The organism is Ruegeria sp. AG7 (assembly GCF_056541545.1).
On sequence record NZ_JBQFYP010000009.1, the window covers coordinates 94,889 to 109,276 of the forward strand.

Here is a 14,388-nt window from a genome sequence, read left to right on the forward strand (position 1 = left end):
GCCCGTTTTGACAAGGTAGCGGCGACTTGGCCAAGGGACCGTCCCAAGGCAAGCCGTGCCTTTAGACCTTTGCCTGCGCCCTGTCAATCGGGCAGCAGGTATTCCACAAGTTCGGTCCGCTGCACCGCCAGAAAGTTGTCATCAGAGATCATCGTGGCACGCAACAGGCCCTGCCCGTCGCGCCAGACCGACAATCCTTCGAGGTTGTCATGCGCGCCCGTTCCGGTTTCGAACAGGGTTTCCTCGGCGCCTGGGTTCTCGTTTACCACGACCCATCGCCGCAGTCGTGATCGGAAACCGACCAAGGATACCTTGCGTTCCAAAACGTAAAACCGCCCATCGGGACCGAAATCCGCGGCAACGGGTTTAAAGCCGCCACGCTGTGGCAGAACAAACGGGGTCGACCATGTGTCGCCATTCCAACGGTAAACCGGAATGTCCCCCTTAGCGGTGCGGTTCTTTTCCGGCAAAGTGTAAAGCCAGCCGCGTCCATCAATGGCCAGAGCTTCGAAAGAACCATTTTCGGCAAGGTTCCGGAACGCATTCGGGCGTGGCAATACGCGCGCGCTGGAGCCCTGCGCAGGGTAATAGGCGACACGGTGCACCCCTTCGAACGAGATGAATATCCCGCTATCCGGCGTCACTGCGATCCCTTCGGAGTCACCTACGCCGCCTTTCATGATGTGTCCTTGGCTGGACAGCACCGGCCATTGACCAAGAACGTGAATATCCGCGATATGGCCTTCGCTCCGCTCAATCAGCGCAGTCACGATCCGCGCCCGGTCGCTAAGCGCAATCATATGGCGTCCGTCGTCCGAGATGTGAAGCGCTGAAAACCCGCCAAACCAGCTTGCTGGATGCCGCCAAACGAAACTATTCAGGTGGGCTGCGGATTTCACATCCAGCGCGGCGGCCACCGGGGCAAGAAACAGCGCTACACTCAGTTGGATTGCAAAACGGCGGAGCATTGTTGCGGCAAGTCGGACAGAACGTATTCCCGGCGTTTCTTCGGCGGCGGCGCATTCGGATCGGGTGGCGGCGGGTTCAGGATGTTGTGCACCCATTGACGGGCCTCAGCGCAGCCATCGCCCTTGGGGGGTGGGTCTTGATTCACACAGCCCTTTGACCCTCTGGGACAGTTCAGTCGCACGTGGAAATGATAGTGATGTCCCCACCAGGGCCTTATCTTACGTAGATAGTCGCGGTTCCCCTTTTCATCGTCGCACATCTGAACCTTGGCCCCAGGAAACACGAAGATCCGGGCGACGCGCTTGTCTTTTGCCGCTTCGCGCAATAGCGCATGATGCTGCTTGGTCCAGTTTCCGTTGACGTAAGCGCCATTGGAACGACGAAGAGAGATGGACGAGATGTTTTCGCGCGACTTGCGGCTCAGGCGCATGTTATCGCCGGGCAACATCCAGACATCGATGTCTAGCCCCAACTGATGACTGCGATGGCCCGAGGTCATCGGCCCGCCGCGTGGCTGGCTGATATCCCCTATATAGAGACCGTTCCATCCCGGCTGGCTGGCTGCAAACCTGCTGAGGTCCTGCACGTAGTCAATCGTCTGCGGATGCCCCCAGTTGCGATTGCGCGACAAGCGCATTGCCTGCCATGTAGGCCCCGTTTCAGGCAGTTGAATTGCCCCCGCAGCACATCCGCGCGAATAACTGCCGAAAGCGGCCGGTTTTTGCTGGGAAGCTTGTTTCTGTGCCCCGAACAACTGCTTTGCCAGCGGTTCTGCCGCCGCAGTGCCTGCAAAAGCAAGCGCAGCCAAAACGATCAAAAAACGTTTTATTTTCATCTGCTCTGATCCCCTTCAGGTCTCACCCAGCGCATCAGGAATAGACCCAGAATAAACAACAGAACGATGGGTGACACCCCCAGACGAGCGCTACCGGTCACCGTGGTGGCGATCCCGATCAGAAGTGGCGCAGCAAAGGCGGTGGCACGACCCGACAGACCATAAAGGCCAAAGCTCTCGACGGGGGTTGCCGGGTCCGTATGCCGGACCATCATCGACCGGCTACAGGACTGTAGAATGCCGCCCATGCCTCCGATCAGGATACCGCAGCCAAAGAAAACCACATCCGGCAAGCCTGACCCTTCGGACATGGCGATACCGAAAATCTGGGACCGATCCATTGAGACGATGGTGATGCAGACAAGGATCAACACCCAGATCGCAACGATAATCACGGGCTTGGGGCCATATTTCTTATCCAGTTTGCCGCCCACCCAGGAAAAGGCCGCTGCGGCCAGAACGCTGACGATGCCGAAAACACCGATCTTGATCAGGTCCCATTCCAACACCAGCCGGGCATAGACCCCGCCAAAACTGTAAAGCCCGTTCAGCGCATCCCGATAGAACATGGATGAGCCCAGGTAACTGGCCAAACTGGTGCGATGGCGCAGGTTAGACACTGATTTTGCCAACAGTCGCAGCGCCTCGGCAACGCTGCCCTTTTTGTTTTTCGGTTCGTCGTCATGGACCCAAAGGAAGTAGGGCACCATGAACAGAATGAACCACCCAGCAGTAAACGGGCCAACAAAGCGCGTGCCCTGCTGTTGCGACGCATCCAGCCCAAACAAGGGGTCCATTCCGATCAGCGTTTTGCCGTTGGCCTGCTCCACAAACAGCGCAAGCATGATCGCCAGCGAGATCAGGCCACCGAAATAGCCAAAAGCAAAGCCCGAGCCGGAGATTTCGCCCACTTCGCTGTCATCACCCAGATCGGGCAGTTGGGAATTGATGAAAATCAGGGCGTACTCCGCACCGATGAAACCCAGACCGAAGGCAGACAGCATCAACCACATGTTCGAGCCATCGGGCATCGTGTACCAAAGCGCGCCGGAACCTACGGCGTACATCACGGAAAAGGCGAATATCCAGGGGATGCGCCGACCCGACACATCAGCCATCGCCCCCATCAGCGGCGCACCGAAGGCAATAATCAAACCGACTATGGTCATGCAGTTGGCCCAGACCACCTGTGCCTGTGCGTCTGCAGACCCTGCGTCCAGGCCGGATGCCAGATAATACTCCGCAGCGACACCTGCGAAATAAGGGCCGAACACGAACGTTACCAAAAGGGTGTGATAGGGCTGACTGGCCCAATCGAAGAACCACCAGCCCCAGATACGCCTGCGCTTGGATATTTCTGCCATTTCTGCCCCTGTTTTCTTGTTGTGGTCATAAAACGGGGCTTTGGGGCAATTCGCAAGCGCAGAGTTCAGCCTACTTGCTCTTTGCTGAAAGGGTGCTTAGGTCTCGACCAACAAGAAAACGGAGACCCCATGCTGTCGCTGATCCAAATCCTGCTGCTGATCCTGGACATTGTCTGGTTCATCATTCTGGCCCATGTGATCATGAGCTGGCTGATTAACTTTCAGGTGCTCAACCTGCACCAACAACTGGTTGCACAAATCTGGTACGGGTTAAATCGCATTTTAGAGCCTATTTACGGGCCGATCCGCCGCGTTCTACCCAATATGGGTGGGTTGGATTTGACCCCGCTGGTGGTGCTGATCGGCGTCTATGCTTTGCGGATCATCCTTATCAACAACGCGCCCTATTTTTACTGACCACTTGTTCACTGAATCTTAGTATGTGATTGTCCTGTCTTAAGAGCAGATAAACCTTAAAACAGGGCACCCCCGCATATGTTCGACGCCGCACCCTTGCTGCGAGATGTCTTTGGATTCGACGCCTTCCGCCCTGGGCAGGAAGAGATTGTCGACGCCGTGAAGGCAGGTGAAAACGTGATGGCGATCATGCCCACGGGTGGCGGTAAATCCTTATGTTTTCAATTGCCTGCCCTGCTCCGCGACGGGGTGACGGTGGTTATATCTCCACTCATAGCCCTGATGCGCGATCAGGTACGCGGCTTGCAAGAGGCCGGGGTCGAGGCCGGTGCGCTGACATCCGGCAACACGCCCGAGGAAACCGAGGCCGTCTGGGATGCGCTGGAGGACGGGCGGCTGAAGCTGCTTTACATGGCGCCCGAACGTCTGGCTGCCGGGTCTGCGCTTGGGATGCTCCGTCGGATCAACGTCAGCCTGATCGCTGTGGACGAAGCCCATTGCGTCAGTCAATGGGGGCATGACTTTCGCCCTGATTACCTGCGGATCGGAGAGTTGCGGCGCGCCCTGAAAGTGCCGCTGGCCGCGTTTACCGCCACGGCGGACGCCGAAACGCAGGATGAGATTGTCGAAAAACTGTTCGATGGCATTGAGCCGCGCAAATTTCTGCGCGGATTTGACCGGCCAAACATTCATCTGGCCTTTGCCGCAAAGGACGGGCCGCGCAAGCAGATCCTTGATTTCGCAGATGCGCGCAAAGGCCAGTCCGGCATCGTTTATTGCGGCACCAGAAACAAAACCGAGGTGATTGCTCAGGCCCTGCGCGCCGAGGGACACTCGGCCTGCCACTATCACGGTGGAATGGACCCCGAAGATCGCCGCATTGTCGAAACCCGTTTCGCGCGTGAGGACGGGTTGATCGTCGTCGCCACAGTGGCTTTTGGCATGGGCATCGACAAACCCGATATCCGTTGGGTCGCCCATGCGGACCTGCCCAAATCGATCGAAGCCTATTATCAGGAAATCGGACGCGCCGGACGCGATGGCGGCCCGGCCGAAACGCTGACCCTGTTCGGCCCCGATGACATTCGCCTGCGGCGTTCACAAATTGACGAGGGTCTAGCGCCGCCCGAGCGCCGCATGGCCGATCATGCGCGCCTGAACGCCTTGCTGGGTCTGGCCGAGGCATTGAAATGCCGTCGTCAGACATTGTTGGGTTACTTTGGCGAGACCACAGGGCCCTGCGGCAAATGCGATCTGTGCGACAGCCCACCCGAAGTTTTCGACGGCACAACTCCGGTACGTATGGCCCTGTCCGCGATCCTGCGGACCGAGGAGCGGTTCGGTACAGGCCATTTGATCGATATCCTGTTGGGAAACGAGACCGACAAAATCCGCGCCCGCCGCCATGAGGATTTGTCCACTTATGGCATCGGAAAGGATTGGACGCGCCCGCAATGGCAGGCCATTTTCCGGCAGATGATGGGCCACGATCTGGTCCGCCCCGACCCCGACCGTCACGGCGCATTGCGCATGACCGAGGCGGCCAGACCGATCCTGAAAGGCGAGGCGCAAATCAACCTACGCAAGGATACGGGGCGCAATGCGGTACGTCGGCCTGCGGTCAAGGCAATGGTTTCCGAAGAGGACGCCCCGCTGCTGTCAGCGCTCAAGGCCAAACGCCGTGCCCTGTCTGAAGCTGCACGTGTTCCGGCCTATGTGATCTTTCCCGACCGCACGCTTATCGAGATGGCTGAAAAGCGCCCTGTAACGCTGGACGATATGGCCCGGATCGGCGGTGTTGGCGCCAAAAAGCTGGAACGCTATGGCGATACGTTCCTTGAAGTAATCGCGGGCGAAGCAAGAAGCGTTCATCCGGCGCGGCGAAAGCTGGCTGGACGCGATCAGGGTGAGATTTACGACCGCTTGATGGAAGTTCAGTCCTTGCTGTCGCGCGGTCCAGCCGGGATCGACAAGCCCCTGACCTGCTCGGCCTCGCAATTGGCAAAAGTTGCGCAACTGCGCCCCGATGATCCCCGTGGAATTGCACAGGTGCTGGGTGATCGACGTCACGAAAGGTTTGGCGCTGCTTTTCTGGACGTGCTGCGTGAGGCGGGCTAGATACCCCCGAACAGGCAAGAAAGAGGGCGGATATGCTGATCGTGATTTCCCCGGCCAAACGGCTGGACTGGGCAGAGCGGAATGTCGGGGTAACGCAGCCCGATTTTCAGGAGGATGCGATCCGGCTGTCCAAAACCGCTCGCAACCTGACGCTGGGTGATCTGAAGAAACTGATGGACCTGAGCGACGATCTGGCACGCCTGAACCGCGACCGGTATCGCGCTTTTTCGGATGCACCCGACGCCAAGGTCACACGCCCGGCTGCGCTTGCTTTTGCTGGCGACACATATCAAGGGCTTGAAGCTGCTTCGCTGGACGAGGACGAGCTGTCATGGGCGCAAGACCACTTGCGCATCCTTTCCGGCCTTTATGGTGTGTTGCGGCCACTCGACGCGATACAGCCCTACCGGCTTGAGATGGGCAGCAAGCTTAAAACCCGAAGAGGGAAGAACCTTTACGAATACTGGCGCGATCAGCTCAGCAAGGCACTGAACGCGCAAGGAGCCGAAATTAACAGCGACATTCTGGTGAATTGTGCCAGTCAGGAGTATTTTGGTGCGGTGGATTTGAATGCCCTGAACCTGCGCGTCATCACACCGGTCTTCATGGAAGATAGGGGCGGCACCCCAAAGATTGTGAGCTTTTTTGCCAAAAAGGCACGCGGTGCCATGGCGCGGTATGTCATCCAACACCGCCTGACCGATCCTAAGGCGCTGCTGGATTTCGACAGTGGCGGCTATGAATACCGCCCTGATCTGTCGGAAGCGGATAAGCCCGTTTTCGTCAGACCATATGCGGCCTGAAACCCAGGTCACTTGAACTTGCAACCCGGTGTTAATCGCCTGAAGAGTCCGCCAGGCGAGGTTGGGTCCGGGTTTGCGCCACGCTCACGCCGGGCTTTGGCGCCGGGCATGGTGTCTGCGACCGAGCAGACGCAATCGGGTTGGTGTTGCAGGATCATCTGGTGAATGCGGTTCTTGTGTAGCGGTTTGGTCAGGTAGTGGTCCAAGCCGGCTGACAGAATTCCCTGATCATCCCCCGCCATGGCATGGGCCGTCAGGGCAACGATTGGAACGTGGCGACCAGTTGAAACCTCGAGCCTGCGAATTTCCGCTGTTGCCTGTTTGCCGTCCATCTTCGGCATGGAAATATCCATGAAGATCAGATCTGGCTCGAACTCCTGATAGATCTCAACCGCTTCAATCCCATTCGAGGCAAAGCGAAGATCGATATTCAGATCCTTGACCATCTTCTTCAGGATCAATTGGTTGGTGCGGTTGTCCTCGGCGGCAAGAACCCTCATGTGTCGGGGGTGCACAGATTCAGAATCTTGCTTTTTAGAGACTGTTTTGTCCACATCCAGAGCGCCCCTTTCCAACGATGTGCCGTCGAGTGCCATCAGCCTGCCATACAACTCGGATCGAGGGATGGGTTTCTGCAAGACACCGTCGATCAGGTCACGGGCAGGATGCGCGTGAATCAAACCGGGGCTTGCAGACATCACGACCACCGGAATGTCACCCCACCCGCGATCCCTGAGCGCGACCGCAAGATCCAGCCCATCCATATCCGGCAGATCGTGGTCACAAAGAACCAGATCAATCTGATCATTCATCTGTGACAGCGCCTCGGTCCCCGACGTGCAAACCGTCACCTCAGCCCCCAGTCGCCCAAGCTGTTTGGCAAGAATAGCCCGGTTCACGGCAAGATCTTCGACCAGCAGGACATGTTTCAAACAATCCGCCAGGTTCGGAGGTTCGGGTCGCGGGCCTTCTACCGTGGGCAGTGTCACGCGAAAACCGAAACAGGATCCCTGGTCCGGCTCGCTTTCGACCCAGACCGTGCCACCCATCAAGGTGATCAGCCGCTTGGTGATGGCAAGGCCAAGCCCGGTGCCTTCAAATTGGCGGTTACGCTCGTCTTCGACTTGATTGAACTCGCCAAAAATATGGCCGGTTTTTTCTGCGTCGATGCCAATACCGGTATCTTCGATCGCAACATGGATATCACAGATCTGCGCATCCGGATTGGGCACCCCTGTCACCCGGACCAGCACATACCCTTCGGAGGTGAACTTGACGGCGTTGCCGACCAGATTGGTCAGAACCTGCCGTATCCGACCAGGATCGCCCACAAAAAGGGTTGGCAAGAACAAGTCGTAATCAACCAGCAATGTCAGGCCTTTATCGCGCGCACTGGGCTGTAGCAGCATCGCAATCTCAAGAATGCAGCGTTCAAGATCGAACTGCTCAGGGTGCAGAGCCAGCTTGTCCGCCTCAATCTTGGAATAATCCAGCACGTCGTTGATGATGACCAGCAACGCCTCGCCCGAATTGCGGATCGTGTTGACGTATAGCCGCTGCTCTTCGTCCAGCGGTGTCTCGTCCAGCAATTCGGACATGCCAACGATGCCGTTCATCGGGGTGCGGATTTCATGGCTCATATTGGCCAGAAAGGCCGACTTGGCCCGGTTTGCCGCTTCTGCTCGCTCGCGCGCCGCCTTAAGCTCGATTTCATGCCGGGCTGACGCTGTAATGTTGAGAGCAAGGCTCACCATATCACCGCCGCTGCCGCGTTGGTCGATCAGGCGGATATAGTGACCGTTCCAAAGCTGCATAACGATTGGTGGCGGGTTGGCGCGGCTCCAGCGGGCCAGCATTCTGTCCTGCCAGTTTTCCGCGGATTCATCCCCGATATCGACAATACCTTCTGACGTCAGCAAATGCAGAATACGCGGGTATGATATTCCCGGCGCGACTTCGTCCAGACCTTCAAAAACGCTCAGATACGCGGTGTTTGCGCCGATCAGCCGGTTGTCACCGTCAAAAAAGGCAAACCCGTCCTGAATTGTCTGAATCGAGTGCCACAAGCGGCGTTCGGCAACCTCGATCTTGGCGTTGGCCACGCAGAGGTCGGATTTGACCTTTTCGTTTTCATCCCGAACGGTTTCAACCTCAGCCTGCGTTTCGCCAATTCGTTTGGTCAATGCCATGGCATGTTGACCCAGTTTGCGATTGGCTGCCGAAAGCTCGGCCTGTTTCAGGGCCAGCATCCGTTCAGCTGCCAAACGCGCGCGCCGTTCCTGTGCCAATTTATGTGCAAGAGTCATTTGATTGATTCCAGAACGCTCTGCGCACAGCATCCCGGCAGAGGATGAAAAACTGTTTAAGCCGTTGCACAACAGGCGCACGCCATGCAACGCTGTGCCCAAAGAGGAGGGCACCATGCGCCGCTTTGTTTTTATTTCAATAACTTACATCATTTCACTTTTAGTCTTGCCCAGCGCCACCCAGGCGCAGGATGCAGTGCCTGATTTCCGCTATGTCACGACGCGGGACGCAGATTTTTACGGCTCGGATCTGGATGCCCTTTTCGATACCGATCTGAAGTCCTGCATTCAGGCCTGTTCCGCCAATACGCTTTGCACTGCGTTCACCTACAACACCCGATCCAATGCCTGTTTTCCAAAAAGCGGTGTAAACCGGCAAGAGGCCTATCAGGGGGCAGTATCTGCGCAGAAAGTAACTACCCCAGATCAGACCCAAGCATTGGCTGATGCGCGTGCAAACGCGTTAAGCGCACTTGGTGCCGCCGACCTGAAGCAAGCCGTTGATCAGGCGCGCGATCTGGGCTTTGTTCATATGGCGCAAGGTAACGACCTGCAGGCTGTTCTGGACGCGGCACGCAACGCAGGCAGCCCGCGACTGGCGATGAATTGGACTGGTGTGGCCGTATCGCTCAGTGACGCGCCCGATCTATGGGTGGAATACGCGCGCTTGTTATTGGCGATAAACCCTACGGACCGGAGTGAAGGGCGCGATCTGCGCAACCGTGCGCTGAATGCCGCAACCAATGGCTATTTGCGCGCGGACGCTCCCGGCACACAGATTGCCGCCCTGATGACATTGGCCCGCGCCTTGGAAGAGGTCGAGCGCGGGCGCGATATGATCCCCGTGCTGCGGCTGGCCCAGGAAATCCAACCGCGCGAGGATGTACTGGCCGCGCTGAATGATGCCATCGGGAAATACGGGTTTCGCGTGGTCGACAGTTCTGTTGAAAGCGACGCCGCCGCGCCGCGGATTTGTGTTGAGTTTTCGGAACCGCTGGTCAAGGCAGGAGTCGACTATGACCCGTTTGTCCAGCGCAATGATGACGGGTTGGTGGTACAGGCTGAGGGCAGGCAGCTTTGCGTTGACGGTGTCGCCCATGGTCAGCGTTATCGCCTGACGCTACGCGAACGCTTGCCCTCCGCCTCGGGCGAGGCGCTGAACCGCAATGTTGAGCTTGCCCATTACGTGCGCGACCGGGCGCCTTCGGTCCGGTTTCCCGGGCGCAGCTACGTTTTGCCGAAATCCGCTGACGCCGCTTTGCCTGTTGAAACAGTCAACGTCACCGAGCTGGATTTGATCCTGCGGAGGGTCAGCGACCGGAACCTGTTGCGCGCGGTTCAGCAGGATTTCTTCGGCCGCCCGCTCAGTGAATGGCAGGAAGCAGAATTTTCCGATGAAATTGCCCAGGATATCTGGACCGGCACCGCCGAAGTGGCCAACGAACTGAATCAGACCATGACTGCGCGCCTGCCCATGGTAGAAGCGATCGCGGATCAGCCCGCTGGCATCTATGCGCTGACCGCCCGTGTTCCGGGGGCCGATCCCTATGACGACCCGGGCGCGACGCAATGGTTTGTTCTGTCCGATCTTGGGATCAGCAGCGTGCTTGGCACCGATGGGCTGCACGTCACGGTGCGCGGGCTGAGCGACGCGGCTCCCCGTGAAGGTGTCGAGGTTTCACTGGTCACAAGCGCAAATGCGGTCATCGCCCAAGCGCGGACGGATGAATCGGGTTATGTCCGGTTCGACCCCGGTCTGACGCGCGGCAAGGGGGCCAGCGCGCCCGCACTGGTGATGGCGTCGACCGGGGACAGCGATTTCAGCTTTCTATCCCTGACCGATCCTGCTTTGGACCTGTCAGATCGCGGTGTTGAAGGGCGTGCGCCCGCGGGGCCGGTCGATGTTTTTCTAGCCACGGATCGCGGCGCTTACCGGGCCGGAGAGGTGATCCACCTCACCGCCCTGTCGCGCGATGGTGAGGCGCAGGCTATCGAGGGTCTGCCCCTAACCGCAATTCTGTATCGCCCTGACGGCGTGGAATACCGCCGAACCGTCTCGGATGGCGGCGTCGCCGGGGGGCATATCTTTCGTCTGCCTGTTGCGGCAGATGCACCACGCGGCGCTTGGCGGATCGAGATCAGATCAGATCCCAAAGGCGATGCGCTGGCGCGACAAACAGTGCTGGTAGAAGACTTCCTGCCGGAACGTATAGATTTTGAGCTGAACCTGCCGGACGCGCCCCTGCGTACCGACGACAGCCCACCGCTTTCGATCGACGCGCGCTATCTGTTTGGTGCGCCGGGGTCCGACCTGAGCATCGACGGTCAGGTTATCGGACGCCCGGCGGACACAGTGCCAGGCTACGAGGGGTATCGCTTTGGCCGCTATGACGCCGAGACATCGATCAAAAGCACCTATTTCGGTGACACGCGCACAGACGCAAACGGCAAAGCATCCATAGCTGTTGAAATCCCTGCATTAGAGACGGAAGGGCAGCCAATTGAAGCCGAGGTTATTGCGCGACTGGCCGATGGCTCGGGCCGCCCTGTTGAACGTCGCCTGAGCGTTCCTGTCCTGCCGTCGCAACCTGTGATCGGTGTCAAACCCATGTTCGAGGACGTAATCCCCGAAGGTACCGAGGCCGCATTTCAGATCATTGGCCTTGCACCCGACCTGACCCCCAGCCCGATGCGCATGCGCTGGACGCTGAACAAGATCGAAACGCGGTATCAATGGTATCAGCTTTACGGAAACTGGAATTGGGAACCGACAACCCGACGCACTCGCGTTGCCACCGGAGACGTTGACGTCGCCACTAACCCTTTGACGTTGTCCCAGCCCGTGGACTGGGGCCGTTACGAGTTGGTGGTTCAACGCGTAGACGGCACCTTTACGGAAACCGCTGTCGATTTCCATGCAGGCTGGTATCAGGCCGCAGATGCTTCGACCACGCCTGACCGGCTTGAGATGTCGCTGGATCGCGACAGCTATCGGGCCGGGGAAACCGCACAACTGCGCATCGTTCCGCGCATGGCAGGTATCGCCCAGGTCGAGGTGCTGTCGAACCGCCTGATCCATCGCCAAATGGTTGCCGTGCCGGAAGGCGAGACAGTTATCCCGATAGAGGTGACAGAAGATTGGGGTGCAGGTGCCTATGTCACGGCCACAGTGATCCGACCAATGGATGTTGCGGCCGGTCAGAACCCGGCACGCGCCATGGGCGTCGCCTATGCCGCCATTGATCCTGCGGATCGCACGCTGTCGGTTGCCATTGAGGTGCCCGAGGTTACCTCACCCCGTCATACACAGAAGGCCCTTGTTAGGGTCGAAAATGTTACAAGCGATGATCCAGTCTGGCTAACCCTTGCCGCTGTGGATGTGGGCATCCTTAACCTGACGGAGTTCGAAAGCCCAAACCCGCAAGAGTACTATTTCGGGCAACGCCGGCTGGGTGTGGACCTGCGTGATGTTTACGGGCGGCTGATCGACGGCATGAACGGAACGATGGGTACGGTTCGCTCTGGCGGCGACAATGACAACGGGATGCGCCGCCAGTCCCCGCCACCGACGCAAGATCTGATGGCAGTGTTCAGCGGCCCGGTTCAGGTCGGTGCGGATGGAAAGGTTGAGGTCGACATCCCCCTGCCCGCCTTCAATGGTACGGTCCGCCTGATGGCCGTCGCGTGGTCACAAAAAGCCGTCGGGCAGGCCGAGGCTGACATGATCGTCCGCGACCCGGTGGTAGCAACTGCCAGCTTGCCGCGGTTTCTGGCCCCCGGCGATCAAAGCCGGATGCGGCTTGAGATTGTCCATGCGGATGGTGCATCCGGAGACATGGCGCTTGGCCTGACCACCACCGGTGGGCTGGAACTGGGCCCGGTACCGGCACGCTTTCTGCTGGAGGATGGTGGCAAAGCGGTGTTCGACATCCCTGTAACGGCCCATGTCATCGGCAATCCAGAGATCAGCGTTTCCATCACCACGCCAGATGGGCGCGATCTGTCGCAAACCCTGCGGATGCCGGTGCGGGCCAACGATCCCGTAATTGCCCGGACACGGCGCTTTTCGCTGGGTGCGGGTGACAGCTTTCTGTTTTCGCAGGATGTTTTTGACGGGTTTCAACCCGGCTCAGCCAAGGCCATCCTGTCAGCCGGAGCGCTGGCAAAGTTCGATATGCCCGGCCTGCTGGATCAGTTGAACCGTTACCCTTATGGATGCACCGAGCAGATCACCAGCAAGGCACTGCCGCTGCTTTACCTGTCATCTGTCGCGCAGGCCTCGGGGCTGGGCAATGGCCCGGAGGTGGATCAGCGCATCACGGACTCGATCCGAAGTATCCTGACTCGTCAGGCTGCAAACGGTGCCTTTGGCCTGTGGCGTGCAGGCAGCGGTGATTTCTGGCTGGACGCCTATGTGACCGATTTCCTGTCACGCGCCCGCGTGCAGGGACACCCGGTGCCGGATCGGGCTTTTGCGCAAGCCATGGATAACCTGCGCAATCGGGTCAATTATGCGCCGGATTTTGACGAAGGTGGTCAGGATATCGCCTATGCCCTAATGGTTCTTGCGCGGGAAGGCGCGGCGGCGATGGGCGATCTGCGCTATTATGCGGATGTCAAAGGGGATGCTTTCGACACGCCGTTGGCCGCAGCGCAACTGGGCGCTGCGCTGGCCTCGTACGGGGACCAGACCCGCGCAGACGCGATGTTCGTCCGTGCGGTGCGGATGCTGCAACAGGTGCCGAACGATCAGGAAAACCACTGGCGCGCGGATTACGGCACCCGCCTGCGGGATGCGGCGGGCCTGCTGACCCTGGCCGTAGATGCGGGCAGCGAGGCGATTGACCGCTACGCTTTGATCCAACGGGTAAGCACGGGCCGCACACCCCTGTCTACACAAGAGGCCGCGTGGTCCCTGCTGGCGGCGCACGCGCTGGTGTCTGATCCGTCCGGCTCCGGCTTGAAGGTCAATGGCGTGTCAGTATCCGGCCCCTTTGTTCAGGTTCTGCAATCCGGGCAGGCGGAAGAGGTCAACATCACTGCGACCGACGGTCAGGCAACCGATATCACCCTGACGGTGACCGGAATTCCCGAAGATCCGCCTGGGGCCGGTGGCACCGGCTATGCAATCGAACGGCAGTATTATTCGATGGACGGCGATCTGATTGACGCGGGCCGATTTGCCGTGGGGGACCGGTTCGTCACGGTTCTGACGGTCACGCCGTTTGAAAGCGGTGGGGCGCGTCTGATGGTAGACGATCCTCTTGCCGCCGGAATCGAGATCGACAACCCGAACCTGCTGCGATCGGGCGATGTACGGTCGCTGGACTGGTTGAATCTGTCTGATGCCACGCATACCGAGTTCCGATCGGACAGGTTCCTGGCTGCGGTTGACCTGTCGGGGCGCCAGACAGTGACGCTGGCTTACGTCGCCCGTGCCGTCACACCGGGCGTGTTCCACCATCCGGCGGCCTCGGTCGAAGATATGTACCGCCCCCAGAACCGCGCACGAACGGCGACGGGACGGGTCGAGGTGCAGTGACCGGCCATCGTTCATATCCTTGTTTGGGCGGCGC

Annotated in this window: 8 protein-coding genes; 4 read left to right on the plus strand and 4 right to left on the minus strand. The window is 59.0% G+C overall.

Annotated features, from left to right (window positions below; genetic code table 11):
* Nucleotides 1-83 precede the first annotated feature (83 nt).
* The 3 genes from ACR0BF_RS13560 to ACR0BF_RS13570 are packed head-to-tail and all read right to left on the minus strand — an operon-like array spanning nucleotide 84 to nucleotide 3,168.
* On the minus strand, nucleotides 84-968 hold the full coding sequence (locus ACR0BF_RS13560) for an esterase-like activity of phytase family protein (RefSeq protein ID WP_480494977.1): 885 nt from the start codon (nucleotides 966-968) through the stop codon (nucleotides 84-86).
* Nucleotides 941-1,804 carry a penicillin-insensitive murein endopeptidase gene (mepA, locus tag ACR0BF_RS13565; RefSeq protein WP_480474498.1) on the minus strand — a complete coding sequence of 288 codons (864 nt, stop codon included), beginning with the start codon at nucleotides 1,802-1,804 and terminating at the stop codon, nucleotides 941-943. The genes ACR0BF_RS13560 and mepA overlap by 28 nt, the downstream gene beginning before the upstream one ends.
* Nucleotides 1,801-3,168, minus strand: a complete 1,368-nt coding sequence (locus ACR0BF_RS13570; RefSeq protein ID WP_480474496.1) for an MFS transporter — start codon at nucleotides 3,166-3,168, stop codon at nucleotides 1,801-1,803. Before ACR0BF_RS13570 ends, mepA begins: the two co-directional genes overlap by 4 nt.
* Nucleotides 3,169-3,297: 129 nt before the next feature.
* Between ACR0BF_RS13570 and ACR0BF_RS13575 the strand changes: the two genes are divergently transcribed.
* The 3 genes from ACR0BF_RS13575 (at nucleotide 3,298) to yaaA (ending at nucleotide 6,506) form a co-directional block, all read left to right on the plus strand.
* Nucleotides 3,298-3,585: a YggT family protein gene (locus ACR0BF_RS13575; RefSeq protein ID WP_170382138.1), complete on the plus strand. Its 288-nt coding sequence runs from the start codon at nucleotides 3,298-3,300 to the stop codon at nucleotides 3,583-3,585.
* Between the two features lie 78 nt (nucleotides 3,586-3,663).
* Complete coding sequence (gene recQ / locus ACR0BF_RS13580; RefSeq protein WP_480625098.1) at nucleotides 3,664-5,703, plus strand: DNA helicase RecQ; 2,040 nt, start codon at nucleotides 3,664-3,666, stop codon at nucleotides 5,701-5,703.
* Nucleotides 5,704-5,735: 32 nt separating this feature from the next.
* Complete coding sequence (gene yaaA / locus ACR0BF_RS13585; protein WP_480494981.1) at nucleotides 5,736-6,506, plus strand: peroxide stress protein YaaA; 771 nt, start codon at nucleotides 5,736-5,738, stop codon at nucleotides 6,504-6,506.
* A gap of 8 nt (nucleotides 6,507-6,514) precedes the next feature.
* On the opposite strand, the gene ACR0BF_RS13590 is transcribed toward yaaA, so the two are convergent.
* Complete coding sequence (locus ACR0BF_RS13590; protein ID WP_480625099.1) at nucleotides 6,515-8,812, minus strand: response regulator; 2,298 nt, start codon at nucleotides 8,810-8,812, stop codon at nucleotides 6,515-6,517.
* Nucleotides 8,813-8,927: 115 nt separating this feature from the next.
* Here ACR0BF_RS13590 and ACR0BF_RS13595 point away from each other — a divergent pair, with 115 nt between their 5' ends.
* Nucleotides 8,928-14,354, plus strand: coding sequence for an alpha-2-macroglobulin family protein (locus ACR0BF_RS13595; RefSeq protein ID WP_480625100.1), 5,427 nt, complete (start codon nucleotides 8,928-8,930; stop codon nucleotides 14,352-14,354).
* The last annotated feature ends 34 nt before the right edge of the window (nucleotides 14,355-14,388 follow it).